Consider the following 21,173-nt stretch of genomic DNA (forward strand, 5'->3'; position numbering starts at 1 on the left):
TGTTGGCTGAATACTATTTTTTTTTCTTCCGGTCGTTCACCATTTGCTTAATGGTGGGCGAAACTACTTTTTCGCGCTCTAACCGTCGGTTCTTAATGAACTGAAAGCCCAGCAGACAGGCTAAACAGAGCATGAGTAACCAATAACTTTCGGCAAAACTTGTGCGCTGGTATTCGGCAATCCAGATAATGAGGAAACCAGCCGCACCTGCCAGAATAAGTATCTCAGAGAGCTTGAGTTTCATAGTTATACTACGCTTTGCGCATCTTGCCGAACTCCCGATACCGGCGAATGGCGGCCAATACGAAACCGAACGTAACGATTAATGTTCCGATCCAAAGAACATTGATAAGCGGTTTTTCCAATGCTTTCATCACGATATAATCACGTTGGGTACGGTTTACGGCGAAGCTGAACTTGCCCGTGCGCGGGTCGATTTCGTTCAACTGAATCCGAACGCCAAGTTCATCGCTAACGTCTGCCGGGCGGGCTACCATCCGGTTCCGAATCACGAAGGCGGGTTGCAGCACCTGCTCGCCGTTTTTGCTCAGCACCCGCACCTGCGCCCGCACAGCCGCATCGTTGGGGCCGAGGTCTATGCCATCGATCTGATTGGTGCGGACCACATTGTCCAGAATTGCTACGTAATCGTTCAGGAAAAACGTGTCTTTAATGGCAACGCTGTAGGTTTCGGTCTTCTCCCAGCGATTTTCGGCGGTTGGGTCCGGCACCGACGATACGAACGTGTACAGGTCGCGGTCGGCTTTGCGATATACGTCGGGCGAAGCCAGCAGGCCCATGCGTTCGTTAACCTGCGCCCGTGGGTACAGACTGAACACCTTCCCGTCTTTGTCGCGGTACTCAACTTCGTAGTACGTATTCTCAGGATAGAGAGCCAGGGTATCACCTTTTTTGTAGTACAGCTTGCCGTTCTGCTCGATGTCGCGCTGGGCAATGCCCCGGAAGTCGCCTTCAATCACGGTTACGTCTTTGCGGTTCAGGAAGCCCGGCACGTCGCGGGCTTCAATGCGCTGCCCCCGGTACGTAAGCTGATACTCGCCCATACGCTCGGGCTGATTCAGCCACAACAGCGTATTCTCCTTATTTTCCTTATTGTCGTTCTTCGTGAATTCGTCCTGTTTCGAGATGAGTAAACCGCTGGTATTCAGCGAAACTACCTTCGAGAAACCCGCCGAGAACAGAATGCCGATGAGCATCAGGGCCATGCCGATGTGGGCAATGGCTCCGCCCGACAGTCGGTAATTGCCCCGAATAACGCCGAGTAAGATGTTGCCGTTGGTCATCAGCGCGAATACAGATGCCACCAGAAGAGCCATGTAGACCGGGTTGCGGATTTCGCCAAATGCAATCAGCCCCGCACTAACCAACAACGTCAGGATGCCGGGCGTAATAAGGGCGTCCCATTTTTTGCCTTCCACTTTGCGCCACCACAGGTATTGTCCCACGCCCGTAAGCAGAGCAATGGCTACGAAAAACCAAACCTGAAATTTGTTGTAGTGAGCAATCTGATCGGTAGGCAACGCAAGGTTCGAGACCTTCCCGAACGATTCCATAATCTTGTTGTAGACTGGAATCGACGTGGTTATGATGACCTGGAAAGCCGCCAGCGACAACACCAGCGCACCGATAAACAGCCAGAATTCTTTGGTGTATACCGATGCCTCCTGCTCGTCGGTCGGAATGTGTTTCCACTTCACAGCCGCCAGCGCAATCGCCAGCCCCACGAAGGCCAGTAAATATACCAGTAACTGCCCCGACAGCCCCAAATCCGTAAATGAGTGTACCGAAGCATTGCCCAGAATACCGCTGCGTGTCAGAAAGGTAGAGTACAGAATCAGTAGAAACGTGCTGATGGTCAGAATGGTAGCCGTTTTCAGGCCCGTTGATGACTTTTTGGCAATCAGCATGGTGTGCAGCGCGGCCACCATCACGAGCCAGGGGACGTACACCGCATTTTCGACCGGGTCCCAGTTCCAGTAGCCGCCGAAGTTAAGCGTTTCGTAGGCCCAGTAGCCGCCCATCATAATACCAATACCGAGAACAGCCGCCCCCAGCAGTGTCCACGACTGCGCGGGCCGAATCCAGGCCAGTGGCTGGTTGCGCCACAACCCAGCGATGCAATAGGCAAACGGCACGAGCGTGAAGGCAAAACCCAGAAACAGCGTTGGCGGGTGAATCACCATCCAGTAATTCTGCAACAACGGGTTCAGGCCATTACCATCTTTCGGAATAAAGGTCGGGTCAGTCGTGAAAATTGGCGCGTCGGGCATTGCTTCACGCAGCAGCAAAAACGGCGATGAACCAATTTTAAACGTATCACCAAAGACTACACCGAGAATCATTGATGCCAGAAACGCCTGAACGAGCGCGAAAACAGCCATCATCGGAGCCTCCCAGGTGCGCCCGCTCGTGCGGATAAGAATGGCTCCCAGCAGCGCATTCCAGAACAGCCACAACAGGAAGGAGCCTTCCTGACCTTCCCAGAAGCACGAAATCACATATTGCACCGGCAACGCCCGCGACGAGTGACTCCAGGCGTAATGGTACTCGAAATAATGGTTGTAAATAATCCAGTACAGGCAAACGCCCACGCCTACAACAGCCGCACCGTGAATATAGAACGCCCACCGCGCCAGCGTTCGCCAGTCGTCGGGGGGGAGGGGCGCAGTCTTTTGAGCGGCAACCGGTGTTTTCCGCTTCGCCGTTTTGCCGTTGAAGTTAGCTTCGCCTGCGTAGGCTAACTGCGGTTCTTCGACTGGCTCAGCCGCAGCGGTTTGCTGCCGACCGAGGGCTGATATAAAATAAGCCACGGTTGCCACCAATGCCGTTATGAACGACAGAATGACAAAAAAGTGGCCGAGTTGTCCAACGGTTGTGTGTATCATTGGCTAATGATTCTATCGTATTCTGAGTGATGACCAATCCAAAACCAGGATATAACGTTCTCTTCAGGTTCAATAGCCAATGCCCGGTAGTGTTCACCAACCCGAACTGACCAGAACTGTTGTTTCCTGCCAACTTTTTTGAAATGGAGTGAAGGATGAAGAGGGTCCTGTTTAAGTAACTCGTAATTTTTCCTCGCCAACTACTGAATAGACTGCGGCAACTCGCCATGACGCTTCCAGAAACGTTCAAATGTCCGATGCGTCATAAAGGTTTAGTGCGGCCAAGCTTGTATTCCTCAGTCAGTTCGGCAATCAGTTCATCAAAGTGTCCTGCATCTAAATCTTGCTCGAGCCGCTGTTCCCACTGCTGACGTCGGTACTCTTCAATCCAGTTAGAAAGTTCCTGAATTTCGGCGGAACTCAGTTTGGTAATTGCCACTTCAATTTCCTGTACGCTCATAGCTGTGCCGTTTTCGCTTCGTGTTCGGTCGTTTCTAACTTACCATCCTGGTATTTCGAGGGGCATTTGAGCAGGATTTTGTTGCACTGAAAATGATCGCCCTGCATTGAACCGATGATAACAACCTGCTCCGACCGCTCAAAATCCTGCGGTTTGGGGCTGTTGTAAATCACTTTCTGCGCCCGATTTTCGGTGTCGACCAACGTAAACTCGAAATGGTTTGGGTCGATGGCGGGGTTGTAAAATACATCAACGATTTGGCCGTTAGCGTCTTTTTTTACCTTGCCCACCACGTGAATAGCCTTGTCGTCGCCGTCGGCAGCCATTTCCTGGGCTTTGGTGAAGGTAGTATACACACTCGCGTCGCCCGCTGTGCTGGCAATCACGCCAATGGCAACCGCAATAACTATGATGCCGATGATATGAGAAATTTTCATGATGAGTAGGCAGGCAAACTAATTCGCCTGCTTGTGAAAGTTGTTGGTCTTATCTTTTACTTCTTTCTCCAATTTGCTCAGTTGCCGGTCGAGCCGGACGAGGTACACGATAATGCCGACAAAAACGGCGGCTATTACGACCACTACTACCCAGATTTTGCCATCGGCCCGCAGTTGGTCGGCCATGTCGACACCGTCTTGTACGGGTTGTTGAGCCAGAAGGTTTTGACTAAGCAGCAACAAAGCTGTCAACAGGGTTTTCGACAAAAAGGCTACGCGCATCATTCGATAAAATTTACACAAAAATAACAGGAAAACAGCCTGATTCATTCCGACCCGTTAATCTTCCAGCGCAGTTTTAATCCGACGCATCCGAACGCGCAGTTCAGTAATCCAGACGCCCAGCAATGTGAAACCAATTACGGCAGGGTAGAATACCATCCGCATCTGACTATCCATGTCATACTTACCGAAAGCCGGGTTGCCGCCGTTGCCGGGGTGCAGCGAGTCGGTCAGGCGCGGTACAATGAAGATGAGTGGAACAAATACGGCGAAGGCGAAGATGTTGTAGACCGCCGAAATGCGGGCGCGTCGCTGCTCATCATCGAACGAGCCGCGCAGAATCAGATAGGCTAAATACAGCAGCATACCCACCGCCACACTGTTGAGTTTCGGGTCGTTAGGCCAGGGTTCGCCCCACGTAAAATTGGCCCAGAGCGCACCCGTGATGCACCCCAGTAACCCAAACAAAATCGACGTGTTGGCAAATTCGACGGCGATAATGTCATCACCAACCCGCCCTGAGCGCAAGTACCGAATCGAATAAATCGCAGAGGTCAGCAGCAGAATAATCATGCCGAACCAGAGCGGCACATGGAAATACACGTTTCTAATGCTCTCGTTCAGAATCGGCTGACGCGGCACCGGGCCAAGCAGCCCCTGCAATACTACATACGTTAAGATCAGGACCGCCAGGGCCTTCCACCAATTTTTATTCATGTGTAGCGCGGGCAGAAACCCGCTTTAGTCCGTGAAATAGTAGACTGCGGGTTTCCACCCGCGTTACTCAGCTCCGCCACAAGAACGGAAATAACAGAATCGACAGCGTCAGCACAATGGCGTCGATAGCTACGACGGTGCCTATTTCGCCGTAACTGATGCTGCGGTCAAGGCCGTCCATTGCGTTTTTCGAGATTTTCAGCAGCATCAGCAGCAGCGGCAGAATAATCGGAAAACTCAGTACGGCCATGAGCGTCGCCGGGTTTTCGGCTTTGCTGGCAATGCCCGATACCAGCGTAAGCGAGGCTGCAAAACCTACGGCACCCAACGCCAGCGTGAGCAGATACAGCGGCACGTCGGCTACGGGATTGCCCAGCACAAAGGCGTATGTACTAAACCCTAACAACGCCAGCACGGCCATGAGTGCCATGTTATACCCAATTTTTGCCAGAATAATTTGTTGCGGACTCGCCAGCGTGTAGTAGTACAACTGCCGCCCCGCCCGCTCCTGCACAAAGCTTTTGGCAATGGCATTGATAGCTGTGAAGAGCAGGATAATCCAGAACAGCGTGTTCCAGACAATGGGCGTGAGTTGCCCGCGCCGGGCGTTGAAGCTCAGGTAACACACGAAAACCGCCCCTACAATGTATAACAACATGCCGTTGAGGGCGTAGCGTTGCCGCCATTCGAGCAGAAACTCTTTCCGCATCAACGCCCCCATCTGCCGTACCGACTCTGTCATGCTGCAAAATTACTCTAAAAAATACGTTAGCGCACCTATCCCAACGATGCCCAATCCAATCAGGCTTTCGACCGGGCGGTCAATTAAAATAAAGCCCAGTACGCACAGGCTGAAGATGATGTAACTCCATTGCAGCCACGGGCGGGCAGGGCTATGGAAAGCTGCCGGGTGGCGCGGGGTGCGGAGTAGACTCGCTACGGCCAGCGTTCCCATCAGTTGGAGTACGAATGAGGTGCATAGCAGCACCTGTTCGAGTGTTCCCGAAAACAGCAATAGCAGCGTAATGCCGACTTGCAGCCAGATAGCCCGCACCGGAATGTGGTAGCGATTATCGTGACCGAAAAATCGCCAGAGCGAAAAATCTTTCGCCATGCGGCTCGTCACGCGCCCGCCAATCCAGATGTACGAACTCATGGTAGCGACTAACTGAAACGCAATACCAACGCTGACCCACCGCCCGGCCTGTTCACCGAATCGGCTACCGAAGGCTACCACCGCCACGTCGGCCTGACCGCTGAGTTGTGCTATCGGAGCTAATTTCAGAAAAACGATTTGCAGGGCTACGTAAAGTATAGTTACGGTCAGCGTTCCGAGCAGCAGCGCACGGGGCAGATTGCGATGCGGATTGCGAATTTCGCCCACAATGTAAGCCGCTGCATTCCAGCCCGTGTAAGCGTAGGTTACGTACAGCAGCGATACCGCAAACGGCGAGGTAAAAACCTCCTGCCGATAGCTACCATCGAACCGGAACGCATTCGGCACCGACGGAGCCACCACAACGCCAACGGCCAGAATCACCGCCACAAACACGACTTTTACGACGGTCGTACTGTTCTGGAAAACACTGCTTTGCCGCAAACTGACGGAGTGAATCAACCCGATGAGCAGAATTAGTGCAACCGTCAGCACCCGGCTGTTGGGTATGTCGAACGGGCTTAGATAAGCTTCCATCGCTTTGCCCGCAATGGCAACCGGAGCCGCAAATCCGCCCACGAGCGATACCCAGGCCGACAGATAGCCCAGCAACGGGTGAAGCCCCCGCGAAATAAAAATGTAATCTCCACCTTTTTCGTCGGGGTAATGCGTGCCGAGTTCGGCAAACGTGAACGCGCCAATCAGGGCCAGTAGCCCGCCCAGCACCCAGAGCAGCAGGATAGACCAGGTGTTCTGCACAGCCGCCAATTGAAAGCCTAAGCTCGTGAAAACGCCCGTGCCAACCATATTGGCAATCACTAACGAAGTGGCTGTTCGCCAGCCGATTTTGTGTGGCGTTTCGATGATGGTAACGAGTTAACGGCGTCGGTTCCGTAAGGGGGCGACTACGCGTCCCGGAATTAATTCGCCCCCTTACGGAACCGACGCCCGCCGAAGTCGGTCATTAATAGCGCGGCCAAGCCCTACGTTGGGTAGCGGCTCGGCGTAGAGCCGCACTACGTCGAGCGCATCCAACGCCCGAAGATACGCAAAGAGATTTTTGGCTGCTTCAGTCAAATCGCCGGTAGGAGAAAGAACGTATTGTTGTTCGGCTGGGATACCGGGGAGCAGGTGCTGAAAAACCAATGCGCCAACAGGCTCATCCTGAACAGGCTTTTGATCAGGCATTAATAGCGTCAGCGGTTTGCGGGGGGCGTAGTGACTGCTGAGCATACCCGGTGCCTGCGGATTTGAGGTCGAGTGCGTTCGGACCGAAACGGGGCCAATCACGCGCTCAATTTGCTCGAGAGCCATGCCACCCAGCCGAAACACGGTTGGCACCTCAGTGTCAAACCCGACAATGGTTGATTCGAGACCTACCTGTGCCGGGCCGCCATCGAGAATGTAGGGCACCTGATCGCCTAACTGATCGGCTACGTGCCGGGCCGTGGTGGGGCTGATGTACCCAAACGGATTGGCACTTGGTGCCGCCAGCGGAAAATCGAGCGAACGCAGCAAGGCAAGCGTGAGTGGATGGCCTGGAATACGCACGGCCACCGAAGGCAGGCCCGACGTAACCAGGTCGGGAATGCGGCCGTGTTTGGGGAGCAGGAGCGTAAGCGGACCGGGCCAGAAGGCTTCGGCCAATTGCCGGGCTGCATCGGGCAGGGAGGTAACAAGCTCTGCAACAGCATCGAGCGAGTGGGTATGCACAATGAGCGGGTCGAAAGCCGGTCGGTTTTTGACCTGAAAAATGGTCAGTACCGCGTTGGTATCGAATGCATTGGCTGCCAGGCCGTAAACCGTTTCGGTCGGGATGCCAACCACATTCCCTGCTTCCAGAAACGCCTTTGCTATGCCAATGTCCGTACCAATCTGTGCCATTTCGGGGCAAAGATAGTTTACAGTGAGCAGTCATCAGCCAACAGTGTTTAACCGGACGGTACTGTTGGCTGTTGGCTGATGACTGCTCACTGTCAATGGGCTACCCCGCCGGGGCCGTGAACGTGGCCGTGGTCGAGTTCGTCGCGGGTGGCGTCGCGCACGTCAACCACTTCTACGTCGAAGTGCAAATCCTGATCGGCGAGGGGGTGGTTGGCATCTACCGTAACGGCCTCAGCACCCACTTCGGTAACGGTAATGATCTGCCCGTCGTTGGCCTGAAACTGCATGCCTACTTCGATGGTCTGCCCACCGAAGGCCGTGCGTGGCACCTGCTCGATGAGTTGCGGGTCGCGCCGACCGTAGCCTTTTTCGGGCGGAACGGTCAATTGCAGTTTATCGCCTTTTGTGCGGCCTTCCAGCCCTTCTTCCATGCCCGGAATCAGGTTGTTTTCGCCGTGGAGATAATAAAGCGGCTCGCGGCCCTCGCTCGAGTCCAGTACAGTACCGCTGTTGTCGCGCAGGGTATAATGGATAGCCGCTACCTTATGCTTCGTGATAGTCATGAGTGCATTTTTAACGATTGATTTGGAAACCTAACAAACAAAGTTCGGAAACGGCTTCCCGGTAATCAATTTTATTAGTCAATCGACCACAAGAATAGCCGAAAAAAAACAGACCGGACGTAGATTGGCATGAATTTAATGGAGCAGTCGCACCTCTCTCTCTGCCAACGTGTTCATTGATAGAAGGCATTTCAATCATTAACGTTTAGTACTATGAATGAGCGATTCAGATTCTGGCTCAAACGACTTGGGTGGGCGGGTTTTTTCTTTTTCCTGATTAAAGGGTTGCTGTGGCTGCTGATTCCCTATCTGATTGCCAAAGGATTACTGTCGAAGTAGCAACGCCCGTTTCTCTGGCTACACGCTAAGTTATTAGCCGGAAAGTAAATACCGTGAAGGCCAACTGCCGCAATCGGCATGAATTCTGCGTATATTTCACTAAATGGCCCCAATTCGCCCATTGACTTATATCCAGCAATCCGGTATTTGAATGTATGCAAACGGTTTACCTATGTGTGTGTTGGCAGTGGAGATGGTTGGCGGGCTGGCTATGCATACTGATGGTATGGGCATTGCCGGGCCGGGCCAATCACATCATTGGCGGTGATCTGACGATGCAGGCCGTGAGTACTACGCCCGGCTTGTTTCGTATACAGCTCAACCAGTATTGGGATGCCACGCAGGTGGGTACGGGCAACCGCGACCCTACCGTTACGATACTTATCTACCGTAAACAAAATCCTATTCTGGTTGAATCCATTACGATTCCTCTGCGCGAAGAACTGCCCTTAGCCTTCGATAATGCCGCCTGCGCCCGACTTCGTAATTTAAACTTTTCACAAGCCCGCTACTATCAGGACGTTCAACTCGACCCAGCCCGGTACAACGATCCGGGGGGGTATTATATGGTGTGGGAACGCTGCTGCCGGAACGATGCCCTTACCAATGCCGTCAGCGTGGGTAATGCGGGCGTTGCCATGACGTTCTACGCCGAGTTTCCGGCCATTACCCGCAACGGACAAAATTTTCGCAACTCTCTACCCGATTTCCGTCTCCCCAACGGCGACTATATCTGCATTGGTAAATCGTTTACATTCGACGTTGGTGCCACCGACGCCGACGGTGACCAACTGCGGTATTCGCTCGTAACGCCCCTCAACGGATACACTAACCGCAATACGCCTATCAGCACCAACGATTCGCCCCGGAGCAGCTACCCGACCGTTACGTGGGCATCCGGTATTAGTTTAGCCAATGTAATACCGGGTAATCCGCCGTTGACGATTGATCCCACAACGGGTACGGTGAGCGTGCGTGCCACGAGAGAAGGACTCTATTTATTCACGGTTTTATGCGAGGAGTATCGAAACGGGGTGAAAATCGGCTCAGTACGTCGCGATATGCAGTTGCCTGTCGTCGACTGTTCGCGCAATACGCCCCCCTCGCCGGTTGTGTCGCTCAACAGTCAGCCCCTGGCAGCTACCGATATTGTCTGGTGCGCCACCCAGCCGCTGGTGCTGTCGGTCGAGAGAAACCCGAACTGGGCCTATCAGTGGCAGAAAGACGGCGACAACCTGCGGGGCGATACTACCAGTACGTTTACGGTGAAAGAAAGCGGAACGTACACCGTAGTCCGAAGTCTGGCCCGCGCCTGCGCCAACGATACTGTTTCCAAAGCCTACAAAGTCACGTTCGTAACGGCTCCGCCCGTTTCGCTCACCACGTCGCGCGGGCAACCCTACTGTACGGGCGATACCCTGCTGCTGGTAGCCGAGGGACAACCCGGCTACCAATACCGCTGGCAACGCGATACTACGCTACTGGCCGGTCAGCAACAGTCAACGCTGCGCATCACCCAATCGGGCCAGTACATTGTGCTGGCAAAACCTGCTGCTGCCGTTTGCGAGGGAGCCGATACGCTCACAGTCACGATGAATCCGCGACCAACAGCGTCAGCGTCGGCATCAACATCAGCCCTATGCCCCGGCGATTCGATAACGCTTACGGCCCAGACCGGCACCGGCTACCGGTACCGGTGGCAGCAGGGAACCAGCCGGTTAGCCGACAGCACGAGCCGTATAGCTGTGCGACAGGCTGGCACGTACAGGGTAACGGTAACGGGAGCAAACGGCTGTACGGCCACGTCGGGTGCAGTAACGGTTAATGCGCTTACGGCTCCAACTGTGGTGTTCGATTCCATACCGCCCCAGTGCAGTATCAGCAATCCTCCCGTATCGTTACGTGGTTCGCCTACGGGCGGTACATACGCTGGGGCAGGCGTTGCCAACGGCACGTTCGCGCCCGCAACCGCTGGTGTAGGCCGACATACCATAACATACACCGTAACGGGGAGCAATGGGTGTAAAACGTCGCAGACGCGCATGGCAATGGTCGACGCCGGACCCAGCATTACCGGCCCTGCGGTTTACCAGATTGTTAAAGGCAGCAGCGTACAACTAAAAACGCAGAGCAACACGCCCATTGCCCGCTATCAGTGGGAGCCACCCGCGTCGCTGAGCCGGGCCGACGTGGCTGCTCCTACCGCCAGCCCTGCCGAAACCACGCCCTACACCCTGACAGCTCTGAGCGAGAACGGTTGCCCCGTAACGTTCGCAGTGCGGGTTGAGGTGGTTGAGCCACTTTATATTCCATCAGCGTTCTCGCCCAATGCCGACGGTATCAACGATACGTGGATTATTCCGAATATTGAAGCATTTCCAGCCTGCGAGGTAGCTATTTTTAACCGTTGGGGCGAGGTGATTTATGAGTCGGTCGGGTACGCGCAGCCGTGGGATGGCACGTATCGCAAACAACCCGTTACAGCGGGTGCCTACACCTACCGGATTCGGGCCGGGGCTGGTCTGTTTACCACCGTTTATCGAGGGCAGGTCATTGTACTAAAATGAGTTTCGCCGGGCCGTTGGCTCAGAAATATCGGTCAGCCGCAATTTTTTGGCGCGTTTCTACCGTTTACTAAAGAAGTGGACACGCTGCTTGCCTATCAAAGCCAGCCAGTGTTTGCTGCTTTATCCAATTTTTTCACCTTTATCCAACTATTTCAAACATGACAACGAAACTGTTTGGCGCATCAGTACTGGCCGTATCATTGATGATCGGAACAACCGTTTGGGCGCAGGATCAAAACACAACAGCCGCTACGGCTACCAACACCACAACCACCGAAACCGCCATGAAACCGGGCGGTTCAACAGGCCGGGATTTAGCCATCAGTGCGGCAAAGTCGGCCAGTCACACCACATTATTCCGGGCGTTGCGTGTGTCGGGACTGACCGAGCAGGCGGCTGGTAAAGGCCCCTACACCGTGTTCGCGCCCACCAACGACGCCTTCGATAAATTACCGTCGGGAACGCTTGATGAGTTACTGAAACCGGCGGCCAAGCAAAAATTAACGAAACTGCTGGCCTATCACGTTGTGAAGGGCAAATACACGGCTGCCGATTTGCAGGACGGACAGAAGCTGAAAACCGTGACAGGCGGTACGCTGACCGTTGGCAAACAGGGCGATACCGTAACGATTACCGACGAAGCAGGCAACGCTGCCACGGTAAATCAGGCTGACATCGAAGCTACCAATGGGGTTGTTCATTCGGTCGATACGGTGCTGATGGCCGCTGGCAGTAAGTAAAACAACAGTTAGTCAGAAAAACACACCCCCAACCCGTGCGAAACTCTGGCTCTGAGAGGAGCTTTGTTTCGCACGGGTTGGGGGCGTTTTATAAACTAACCGGCAATTCCGGCGTTATAATATGACATTGCATTAACGTATGGCTGGCGCAGGTGAAGACGCAACGGGATGATGGCTGGCGCATGTGGAGACGCAAAGGGTTGCGTCTCTACGCCGGATGGTCAATTGTAGAGACGCAACCCTTTGCGTCTCCACATGCGCCAGCCATCATCCCGTTGCGTCTTCACCTGCGCCAGCCATACGCTATAGCCCATTGCCATGTCAAACTGGTATAAGTAGAAAAGTACACTCAACGTATGAATTTTAAATCATTTTATTTCCGTGCTGCTTTCCCCATCGTTCTTTTCATCGCTTTAAGTAGTATCTGGAGTTGCCGGAAAGCGAAAAAATCTGCCACTGATTCATCATCAGAAACTACAGAACAGGCTCACATGGCGCAGCAGGCATTGGTGCATCGCGCCTGCCGCTTTGCCGATTCGGTAGGTATCGACACCAGCCGGTATGCCGTGACAACAACCGATGCAGAAGACGTTATCCAAACGAAACTGACTAATCTTTTGACTGAAATCCAGTACGGTAAAAAGCCGTCTCGACTGGCATTCAGCGGTTTACGTGAAGATCGCGATTCAACGAAGCAGACAGCCGCTACCGACGCAGCATTGCGCGACGCGCTGGAGAAGTCGACGACATTCGCGCCGTATCGGCAGTTGGTAGCCCGATACAATCAACTACGCAAGCAGACAACTAATAGCCCCGCTTTAGCCGATTCGCTGCGGCTGATTCGGCAAACGCTCAACTTTTATCGTTACGTAAATCGCTTCGATGCCGACCGGTTTGTTTTAGTGAACATCCCGGCGGGTGAACTGAATGTGTACGACCGGGCTGGTACACGGCTGTTGCCTATGCAGGTGATTGCGGGCCGCTGGGATCACCAAACGCCCTGCATGACCACCTACATCAAAGGTATTGTGGCTTACCCATACTGGAACGTGCCGAAAAGCATTGTGCTGAACGAAATGCTGCCCAGAATGCAGCGCGATTTGTCGTATATATACAACCAGAACCTCCAGATTCTGGACGAGAAAGGCCGTGAACTCGACCCCGAAGAAATTGACTGGGACGGTCTTTCGACTACCTACTTTCCGTATCGCGTTCGGCAGGCGTCGGGTTGCGAAAACTCGTTGGGACTGATTAAGTTCGACCTGGAAAACCCGCTGGCAATTTACCTACACGACACTAACAGCCGAGACCTGTTTACGCGCACCGCCGACCGCTGGCGGAGTCATGGCTGTGTACGGGTGCAAAAACCCGTCGAACTGGCGAATCTTATGCTGGGCAAACCTGCCTTCGACGCCGGCTTCATGAATCGCTGCCTGATCGACCAGAAGCCGAAACCGCTGGCCGTGCCGCAGAAAGTGCCGGTGTTTATTACCTACAATCTGGCCGACGTTGACAGCACCGGGCGGCTGATAGTTTATAAAGACGTGTACGGGCTGGCTAAGTAAGCCGACTGGCTGATGTAGTCGGTATTTGGCGCGTACACAAACAGGCAGGTGCCGCCTTTTACGGCTTCGATAATACCCTTCGAGTCAGTGTAGGGAACGGCGGGGCATCCCTGGCTGCGGCCCAGTCGTCCGTTCTTTTTGATCCATTCTTCGCACGCATAATCGGCCCCGTGCAGCACAATATTGCGGTTTTGCACCTGATCGTTTACGCCTTTTTCCAGTCCTTTCAGTTGCAGAGACAGGCCATGTTTGCCCATGTACGTGCCGAGTGTTCGGTAAAAACCCAAACTGGTTTGAAACGATGCGTTGACGTTGGAAAAACGCTTTGGAATGAGATCGCCGGAGTTTTGACCGTGCGCAACGTAAGTATTGAACAGTAGTTTTTTGTTCTGTAAATCAACCACGTAGAACCGTTTTTTTGTCGATGGCTGACTCATGTCAACAATGGAAAGAACCGGTTTTTCGGTGTCCATTTTCTGCCAGCCGCGCAGGGCGTATTCAAACACATCGCGGTGCAGGCCCATCTGTTCGAGGTTGAGCTGGTCATAAACGGCGAGGTGTCCGGTTGCTTTCGGGGCTACCGGTGCAGTAACGTGAATAGCAACCGGCGAACCTTTGGCATCGGAGGGCGTCGGCTTCGACGTAGTTGCGGCCAGATAGATCAGAACCAGACCGGCCAGTGGCAACAACACGTTACGCATCGATACGAGCTTCCGTTTGCGAGGCATTGTTACAAAGTTGGGTTAGCGGTTAAAAATGTAGATCAACGGTAAACAACGATACAAAAGCAGAACGAAAATCTGTCGAAATTTGTCCCAAATCGAGGGTGAAAGTACGCGAAAAGTCCTACTTCTGCAAGCTGATTTGCCTGCCGTTCTCCCATTTTCCATTCCGCTATGACTCCTTACGAACAGGCCGTGCGCACCGAACTTGCCCGCTGGCAACGCGCCATGCAACAATCACCGTCGGGATTCAGTCGGCTGTCGACAACCATCCAACGGCGTATTAACCGGCTCATTCCGCAGGGTATTCACGATGTCATTACGGCAGCTATCAAACAAATGACCAGGGCGGTACTATACGGTGCCGAATACCTGACGTCTGAACCTGCTACCGATCTCACTCTCACCGAGCGCGATGCCGCCGTAGCAACCCGAATCGACTGGTATCGGAAGGCGGGGGCGGCAGAGGGGGGCGTGATGGGCGCGGGCGGTTTTGCGCTGGCCTTAGCCGATTTTCCGCTGTTACTGAGCCTGAAAATGAAGCTGTTGTTCGATATTGCCGCGCTATACGGCTTCCGAACCAGCGACTACCGCGAACGGGTATTTATGCTCTATGTGTTCCAGTTGGCGTTTTCCAGCCAGGACCGACGACAGGCAACGTACCGACTTCTGGCCGACTGGCAAAGCCACAGCCAGCAATTGCCCGACGACATTAATCAGTTCGACTGGCAGACTTTCCAGCAGGAATACCGCGACTACATCGACCTAGCCAAACTGGCCCAGTTGATTCCCGGCATCGGTGCCGCCGTTGGACTGGTAGTCAACTACCGGCTTATCAGCCACTTAGGCCGCACCGCCATGAACGCCTACCGTATGCGGCTCATTGCCGGAAGTAACGCGGCTGGAAAGCGGCTTATATAGGATAGTAAGTCACTTGGCTCGTTCTCGGAGATATAGAAACAACGGTAAACCCGCAGAACCGCCGACAACTACGCTGGCTATGTAGCAAAGCCATCGCTCCGTTTGGCTAAGTCGATGGCCTTCGGCAGTAATGAATACCAGAATTACCGCCACTGATACGAAAACATCCCAACCAAAAAAAGACGAAATCCGATTAATCCAGAGTTGCTCAAAGAACAATGGGAAATTGAAACCATGTTCAAGCAGAAACGGAATAAATTGCGATAGTGGAAGAACGGTACCGGCAATGAAGCCCAGAAGATACAGGTTTTTGAGGCTCATCATTCTACTCTGTTTTTTTGATAAATAATTGGTCTTGGCCTTTAATTGTTTCACTCAATTTTCCCCGTTGCTTTTTCCAAATCGACTGTAGCCACCAGCAGGTCATAAATGGCCTGAATGCGGTTGCTCTGAGCTTGCCGCAGGGCTAGTTCAACGTCGGTGAGGTCGGTGAATTTTGCCAGTCCCTGCTGATAGCGGCTGCGGGTCTGGGCATAGCTGCGTTCGGCGGCCCGAACCACGGTATTTTGGCTACGCAGCCGGTCGCGGCTTTCGGCCTGTGCATCGAGTGCGGCCTGTACCTCGTTCGTAATCAGTCGTTTGGTGTAACGAAGTTGCTCCTGCGTTTGGTCGTAGGCCAGCCGTGCCTGCCGGATTTTGGGCGACGTTGTCGGGTTCCAGAGCGGGATGTTCAGTTGTAAACCCATAAATGCCACGAAAGGCCATTGGCTGCCCCGAAAATCGAAACTGTTCAACTGCGCCAGCGTACTTGCCTGCCCAATCAAACTCAGCGTAGGTAGTCGGCGAATGCGTTCGGCTTCGGTTTGTTGCTGCGTTTGGTCGAGCGAGAGCCGCAACTGCCGCAGTTCGGGTCGGTGGCTGAGTGCCTGTGCTACCGTGCCGGTGTCGTCGGTCAGGGCGTCGAAAGCTGTTTGTTCAGAACTGGCGGGCAAAGCGAGTGAATCGGTCAGCGTGAGGGGTGTATTGGCGTCGAAACCAAGCAAAACGCCGAGTTGGTTGGTTAGCAGCCGCCAGGTACGGTCGAGTTTCGAGAGGTTGGGTCTTAGATTTTCGACTTCCACAAATGCCCGGAGCGTATCGGCGTCGGTAGCTAACTGCGTGTTGTATCGGCTCCGGCTTTCGGCCAGCAGTGTTTGCGCCCGGTTCATGCTTTTGAGCAGCAGACTACGCTGTTCTTTGAGTAGCAATGCATTCAGGTACAGCTTTTTAGCTTCCGTGATTTGCCGCAGTGTTGTTGCCCGAAGCGTTTCGTCGGCAACCTGCCGGGCGGTTTGTGCCTGCCGTTTGGCAAGTTTCAAATCGGGCTGAAGCAGCGGCATTGCCAGATTGACGGCTCCGGTGTAAGCGTGGGTCAGAGCCGCTTCTACGGGCGTCAACCGGCCATTGTCGAAGGCGAACGCCCCTGTGTTGGGGTCGATGGTAAAAGCCGGGAAAAAGAACACCGGTTTTTTGATATTATACTGATACGACCCCTGCGCGTTGAGCGTTGGCCACCAGTTTCGCCGAACTTCATCGAGCCGCGCATCGGCCCGCAACCCGTCGTACTGAGCCGCCCGTACCTCGCCGTTTTTCTGTTGAATAAGCCGGGGAATTTGCTGGAGAGAGAGGTTGACCTGCGCCGACGCACCGCTACCTGCCAGCAGCACCAGCATAAGTCCGGCTGCCACTGGTTTTGCCAGTTTGCTACCCGGCACCTTGCTATTCACGTAGGATGCCAGCCGCGCAAAATAGACATACATCACCGGCACGAACACGAGCGTCAGAAACATCGAACTGCTCAGGCCACCGATGAGTGCCCACGCCAGACCGGTTTTGAGTTCGGCACCGGGGCCGGTTGCCAGCGCAATGGGCAGCATCCCGATTACCATTGCTAGCGTAGTCATCAAAATCGGGCGTAGGCGGGTGTGTCCGGCGTCGAGCAGAGCCGTAATCAGCGTCAGCCCGTTTTCGCGGTTTTCGTTCGTGCGTTCGACTAATAGAATGGCGTTTTTGGCGACCAAGCCGAGCATCATAATCAGACCGAGAATCGAAAAAACATTGAGCGAATTCATGGTCAACGCCAGCGCAAGCAATGCACCGATGATGGCAACGGGAATGGAAAAAAGCACGACGAACGGGTATAGCCACGAGTTGTAGAGAGCCACCATGATGAGGTACATAAATAGGATAGCCGCGCCGAATACGAAGCCGAGTTTGCCGAACGAATCGTCCTGTAATTCAAGGTCTCCACCATACGTAATCCGCACGTCGGTTGGCAGATTTAGCCGCGATACGACCTGCTTGATGCGTTCGCCAACGTCGCCAACGGGTCGCCCGATTACCTGTGCGTACAGCGTTACGGCGTTGCTGCGGTCTTTGCGCTCGAGTACAGCGGGCATAAACTCCTCCCGAATATCGGCCACCTGACTCAACCGTATCGGTTGCCCCGACGCGCTCATCAACGACAGTCGCCGGAGTTGGTCGGTGCGGCTCCGGTCAGCTTCGAGCAGCCGCACGCGAACGGTAATCGAATTGTCGTTTTGCAGAATTTTCAGGTCGTCGTACCCCGCCAGCGCAGTACGGATGGCCCCGCCAACAATCTCGGTGGTCAGGCCGTAGCGGGCCACTTTTTCGCGGTCTAAGTTGAGTTGGACTTCCGGTTTCAGACTCTCGCCCGACAGCCGGATGTCTGCCGTACCCGGAATCTGCCGCACCGCTTGGGCCAGCCGACGCGACTGTTTTTGTACCTCATCCCGATTTGTGCCATTGACAATCAGGATAATAGGCGTACTGGCATCAGACCCCAAAATACCGATAGGCGATACGCGAACGCGCAAACCCGGCTCCTGCGCCATAATTTCTTTAACCTGCCGCGACAACTCGGCCAGTGTTTTGGTGCGCTGCTGATTGGGCGTGAACGTTAGGTTCAGTTCGAGCGTGTTGGTGGTTGGAATACCGAATCCGTCGGGATTTGCGCCCACGTTCGTAAAGATTTTCACGACTTCAGGAATCCGGCGAATCTGCGTTTCAAGCCGTTTGGCAACGGCGTCGGTCTGGGCGAGGTTGGTGCCGTCGGGCAATTGTGCTATCACCTGCACTTCGCCTTTGTCGGCGGGGGCCGTAAACTCGCTGCCGACAAACCCTGCCATCGGCAACGAGAGCGAGCCTGCGAACAACGCCAGCACCAGCCCGACAACCGTTTTGCGGTGGCTCAACGCCCACGTCAGCAACGCCCGATACTGCCTGCTCAGCCGTTCGTACTGCTGCTCGAACCACAGCCCGAACCGACCCATCAGGGTTTGATTGGTCAGGTGTTCCAGCCTGCCAAACCGCGACGCGATCATGGGCGTGAGCGTAAACGAAACCAGCAGGCTGAACAGCGTAGAAATCACGACTACGAGCGCAAACTCGCGCATCAAATCGCCAATCAGGCCCGGCGCCAGCGACAATGGCACAAATACGACCACGTCGACGAGCGTGATTGCCACAGCCGCAAAGCCAATTTCGGTGCGTCCATCAAACGCGGCCTGCATCCTGTCTTTGCCTTTTTCCATGTGCTGGTAGATGCTTTCGAGTACCACAATCGAGTCATCGACCAGAATGCCAACCACCAGCGACAGGGCCAGCAGCGTGAGCAGGTTGAGCGAGAAACCCAGCAAAAACATAAAGACGAACGTAGATAGCAGCGAGGCCGGAATGGCAACCATCACAATCAGCGACGACCGCAAACTGTGCAGAAACACGAACATCACCAGCGCAACCAACCCGATTGCCAGACCCAGATCGACATTTACGGCATGGGCCGCTGCCAGCGTAAACTCCGAACCGTCCTGTGCCACGTCGAACCGTAGTCCCCGCGCCGAATAGTCGCTTTGCAGGGTTTGCATTTCGGCCCGCACAGCCTCGCTCACGGCCACGTTATTAGCTCCGGACTGCTTCGTAACCAATAAACCAACGGACGATTTGCCGTTGTAGCGGTTGATGTTTTCCACCTCTTTCGCGCCCGCCCGAATGGTTGCTACGTCGCCTAATCGGATTTTGGCTCCGTTTGGCGCGGTGGCAATGACAACGTCGCGCAGGCGGTTGAGATCGTCGGTTTTGCCGACTACGCGCACCGAAAACAGGGCGTCGCGGTCTTTGACGCTGCCCGCCGGTACATTCAGGTTGGCCTGCCGCAACGCGTCTGTCACCTGTAAAATCGATAACCGACGTTCGTCTAAAGCGCGGGCGTTGAGACTAACCGACACCTCTGTTTCGGGCAGGCCCACGAAGTTGATTTGTCCCACGCCCGGCACCTGCGCCAGCCGGGGTTTGATCTGATTTTTGAGCAACGTGCCGAGTTCGAGCGGGGGCAGCGTGCTGGTAATTGCCACGCGCAACACGGGCAAATCGGCCAGCGAATACTTACTGACCTGAGGTGTTTTGCTACCAGCAGGCAACGTCGAGACAATGTCATTGACGCGTCGCTGGGCTTCCTGCAACGCCTTGTCGGGGTCGGCCCCCTGCCGGAACTCAACCGTCACGAGCGATACGTTTTCGAGCGACTGCGCCGTAATGCGCTTCACCTTGTCGGCGGTTGAAACGGCTTCTTCGATGGGCCGCGTGATGCCGGTTTCCAACTCGCCCGGCGAGGCTCCCGGCCAAACCGTCGAGATGGTTACGAAAGGCGTGCTGATGTTGGGCAGCAGTTCGTAGCGCAGTTGGGTGTATGAACATACGCCCAGAATGCCCAACGCCAGAAACAGCACAATCACCAGTATGGGCCGGTTTATAGAAAGTTTTGTGAGGTTCATTGTATGTTGACGTTTAGCCCATTCCGCAATCCATTTGACCCGCTCGTAACAACCTGATCGCCAGTTTTTAAGCCGCTTTCAACGATGATGCTGGTGCCAACAATGTCGCCGGTTTGAATGGATCGAAGCCGAACCCGATTTCCGTGCAGCACATACACGGCGGGCCTATCGGTGCCGGGCACGAGGGCCGTGCGAGGAATGGTCAGGGCGGGGGCGGCAACTGTTTCGGTGCGACTCACGCGGGCGGTCATGCCCACGCGCAGGGGGGCATTGGGGTGGTTGTTTGCTACCCGGATTTCGACCGGAAACGTACCGGCTGCGGAGTTGGCCGCGTCGCCCCCCTTTAGCCCAACGTGATGAACCATACCCGTGAACGCCCGATTCGGATAGGCTTCAAACCGCACCCGAACCGACCGGCCAACGGGCCAGTTGGTTAGCTCGACTTCGGGGATATTGACCGTTATTTTCACTGCCGACACGTCGGTGATGGTCGCCAGCGGAGTGCCGGGGGCGATGTACATACCCCGTTCGATGGGCTTTTCGGTGATGGTGCCGCCAATCGGAGCCTTCACCACCGATTCGCTCAGTTGTTTTTGCAGCGTAGTGATTTGTAGTTCGGCGTTGCGGACCTGTAGCCGTGCCGTTTCGACCTCGGTGGCAGTCGCGTTGTTTTCGCGTTGCAGCGTCTCGTAGCGCGTGAGGTCTTGCCGGGCTTTGGTAAGCGTTGCTTCGGCTACGGCCAGCGATGCCCGGTTCACGTCTGAATCGACCGTAAGCAGGATTTGTCCGGTCCGCACCGGCCCGTTCAGCCGGATATTCAGCGACCGAACGATGCCCTGTGTAGTGGCTGTCATGGGAACTTCGCGCCAGAACGTACTGGTGCCAACGTATTCCGTTTCCGTCGTAAACGTTTGCCGACGAACGGGGGTTACGGCAACCGTAACGGGCAGAGGGCGCGATGCCGCCTGTACCTGAAGCTGTCTGGTTTGTTGATTGTGCGCGAGCCAGGCTCCGATGCCTGCCAGTACCGCCACCAGCCCGATTATCCAACGAAATGTTTTCATTCGATTTGTTTCCGTTTG

The 21,173-nt window shown here is 54.6% G+C and carries 20 protein-coding genes; 5 read left to right on the forward strand and 15 right to left on the reverse strand.

Going from position 1 to position 21,173, the window contains the following annotated elements:
* Positions 1–13: 13 nt before the first annotated feature.
* From AWR27_RS02685 to AWR27_RS02735, 11 genes are all read right to left on the reverse strand, one after another.
* On the reverse strand, positions 14–244 hold the full coding sequence (locus AWR27_RS02685; RefSeq protein ID WP_077129779.1) for a hypothetical protein: 231 nt from the start codon (positions 242–244) through the stop codon (positions 14–16).
* A gap of 7 nt (positions 245–251) precedes the next feature.
* Positions 252–2,906: a heme lyase CcmF/NrfE family subunit gene (locus AWR27_RS02690; protein WP_077129780.1), complete on the reverse strand. Its 2,655-nt coding sequence runs from the start codon at positions 2,904–2,906 to the stop codon at positions 252–254.
* Positions 2,903–3,106, reverse strand: coding sequence for a ParE family toxin-like protein (locus AWR27_RS26090; protein ID WP_418346600.1), 204 nt, complete (start codon positions 3,104–3,106; stop codon positions 2,903–2,905). Before AWR27_RS26090 ends, AWR27_RS02690 begins: the two co-directional genes overlap by 4 nt.
* 62 nt (positions 3,107–3,168) lie before the next feature.
* Complete coding sequence (locus AWR27_RS02700; protein ID WP_077129781.1) at positions 3,169–3,366, reverse strand: hypothetical protein; 198 nt, start codon at positions 3,364–3,366, stop codon at positions 3,169–3,171.
* Positions 3,363–3,803, reverse strand: coding sequence for a cytochrome c maturation protein CcmE domain-containing protein (locus tag AWR27_RS02705; RefSeq protein ID WP_077129782.1), 441 nt, complete (start codon positions 3,801–3,803; stop codon positions 3,363–3,365). Before AWR27_RS02705 ends, AWR27_RS02700 begins: the two co-directional genes overlap by 4 nt.
* An 18-nt stretch (positions 3,804–3,821) precedes the next feature.
* On the reverse strand, positions 3,822–4,133 hold the full coding sequence (locus AWR27_RS02710; RefSeq protein ID WP_418346602.1) for a CcmD family protein: 312 nt from the start codon (positions 4,131–4,133) through the stop codon (positions 3,822–3,824).
* A gap of 9 nt (positions 4,134–4,142) precedes the next feature.
* Complete coding sequence (ccsA, locus tag AWR27_RS02715; RefSeq protein WP_077129783.1) at positions 4,143–4,802, reverse strand: cytochrome c biogenesis protein; 660 nt, start codon at positions 4,800–4,802, stop codon at positions 4,143–4,145.
* Positions 4,803–4,869: 67 nt separating this feature from the next.
* A complete protein-coding gene (locus AWR27_RS02720; RefSeq protein ID WP_077129784.1) occupies positions 4,870–5,544 on the reverse strand; it encodes a heme exporter protein CcmB in 675 nt (224 codons plus the stop codon).
* Positions 5,545–5,553: 9 nt separating this feature from the next.
* The gene (locus AWR27_RS02725) at positions 5,554–6,825 is read right to left on the reverse strand and encodes an APC family permease (RefSeq protein WP_335695423.1); all 1,272 of its coding nucleotides are present in this window, start codon (positions 6,823–6,825) and stop codon (positions 5,554–5,556) included.
* Between the two features lie 66 nt (positions 6,826–6,891).
* Complete coding sequence (locus AWR27_RS02730; protein WP_077129785.1) at positions 6,892–7,842, reverse strand: L-threonylcarbamoyladenylate synthase; 951 nt, start codon at positions 7,840–7,842, stop codon at positions 6,892–6,894.
* Between the two features lie 92 nt (positions 7,843–7,934).
* Positions 7,935–8,405: an FKBP-type peptidyl-prolyl cis-trans isomerase gene (locus tag AWR27_RS02735; protein ID WP_077129786.1), complete on the reverse strand. Its 471-nt coding sequence runs from the start codon at positions 8,403–8,405 to the stop codon at positions 7,935–7,937.
* Between the two features lie 213 nt (positions 8,406–8,618).
* Between AWR27_RS02735 and AWR27_RS25950 the strand changes: the two genes are divergently transcribed.
* The 4 genes from AWR27_RS25950 (at position 8,619) to AWR27_RS02750 (ending at position 13,616) form a co-directional block, all read left to right on the forward strand.
* On the forward strand, positions 8,619–8,744 hold the full coding sequence (locus tag AWR27_RS25950) for a hypothetical protein (protein ID WP_257788521.1): 126 nt from the start codon (positions 8,619–8,621) through the stop codon (positions 8,742–8,744).
* A 155-nt stretch (positions 8,745–8,899) separates the two neighbouring features.
* On the forward strand, positions 8,900–11,311 hold the full coding sequence (locus tag AWR27_RS02740; protein ID WP_232325956.1) for a T9SS type B sorting domain-containing protein: 2,412 nt from the start codon (positions 8,900–8,902) through the stop codon (positions 11,309–11,311).
* Between the two features lie 158 nt (positions 11,312–11,469).
* A complete protein-coding gene (locus tag AWR27_RS02745) occupies positions 11,470–12,051 on the forward strand; it encodes a fasciclin domain-containing protein (RefSeq protein WP_077129787.1) in 582 nt (193 codons plus the stop codon).
* 356 nt (positions 12,052–12,407) lie between these two features.
* The gene (locus AWR27_RS02750) at positions 12,408–13,616 is read left to right on the forward strand and encodes a L,D-transpeptidase family protein (RefSeq protein ID WP_077129788.1); all 1,209 of its coding nucleotides are present in this window, start codon (positions 12,408–12,410) and stop codon (positions 13,614–13,616) included.
* Here the strand turns inward: AWR27_RS02750 and AWR27_RS02755 are convergent.
* Positions 13,586–14,344, reverse strand: a complete 759-nt coding sequence (locus tag AWR27_RS02755) for a murein L,D-transpeptidase catalytic domain family protein (RefSeq protein WP_232325957.1) — start codon at positions 14,342–14,344, stop codon at positions 13,586–13,588. The two genes, AWR27_RS02750 and AWR27_RS02755, sit on opposite strands and share 31 nt — an antisense overlap.
* Positions 14,345–14,512: 168 nt before the next feature.
* On the opposite strand from AWR27_RS02755, the gene AWR27_RS02760 reads away from it, so the two are divergent.
* Positions 14,513–15,259 carry an EcsC family protein gene (locus AWR27_RS02760; protein ID WP_077129790.1) on the forward strand — a complete coding sequence of 249 codons (747 nt, stop codon included), beginning with the start codon at positions 14,513–14,515 and terminating at the stop codon, positions 15,257–15,259.
* A 9-nt stretch (positions 15,260–15,268) separates the two neighbouring features.
* On the opposite strand, the gene AWR27_RS02765 is transcribed toward AWR27_RS02760, so the two are convergent.
* From AWR27_RS02765 to AWR27_RS02775, 3 genes are read right to left on the reverse strand one after another with little or no spacing between them, the layout of a single operon-like run.
* A complete protein-coding gene (locus AWR27_RS02765; RefSeq protein WP_198045093.1) occupies positions 15,269–15,634 on the reverse strand; it encodes a DUF2834 domain-containing protein in 366 nt (121 codons plus the stop codon).
* Positions 15,631–20,091: an efflux RND transporter permease subunit gene (locus tag AWR27_RS02770; protein WP_077129791.1), complete on the reverse strand. Its 4,461-nt coding sequence runs from the start codon at positions 20,089–20,091 to the stop codon at positions 15,631–15,633. Before AWR27_RS02770 ends, AWR27_RS02765 begins: the two co-directional genes overlap by 4 nt.
* Complete coding sequence (locus tag AWR27_RS02775; protein ID WP_077129792.1) at positions 20,088–21,155, reverse strand: efflux RND transporter periplasmic adaptor subunit; 1,068 nt, start codon at positions 21,153–21,155, stop codon at positions 20,088–20,090. Before AWR27_RS02775 ends, AWR27_RS02770 begins: the two co-directional genes overlap by 4 nt.
* Positions 21,156–21,173 lie beyond the last annotated feature (18 nt).

It is taken from the genome of Spirosoma montaniterrae, from assembly GCF_001988955.1.
Lineage (GTDB): Bacteria > Bacteroidota > Bacteroidia > Cytophagales > Spirosomataceae > Spirosoma > Spirosoma montaniterrae.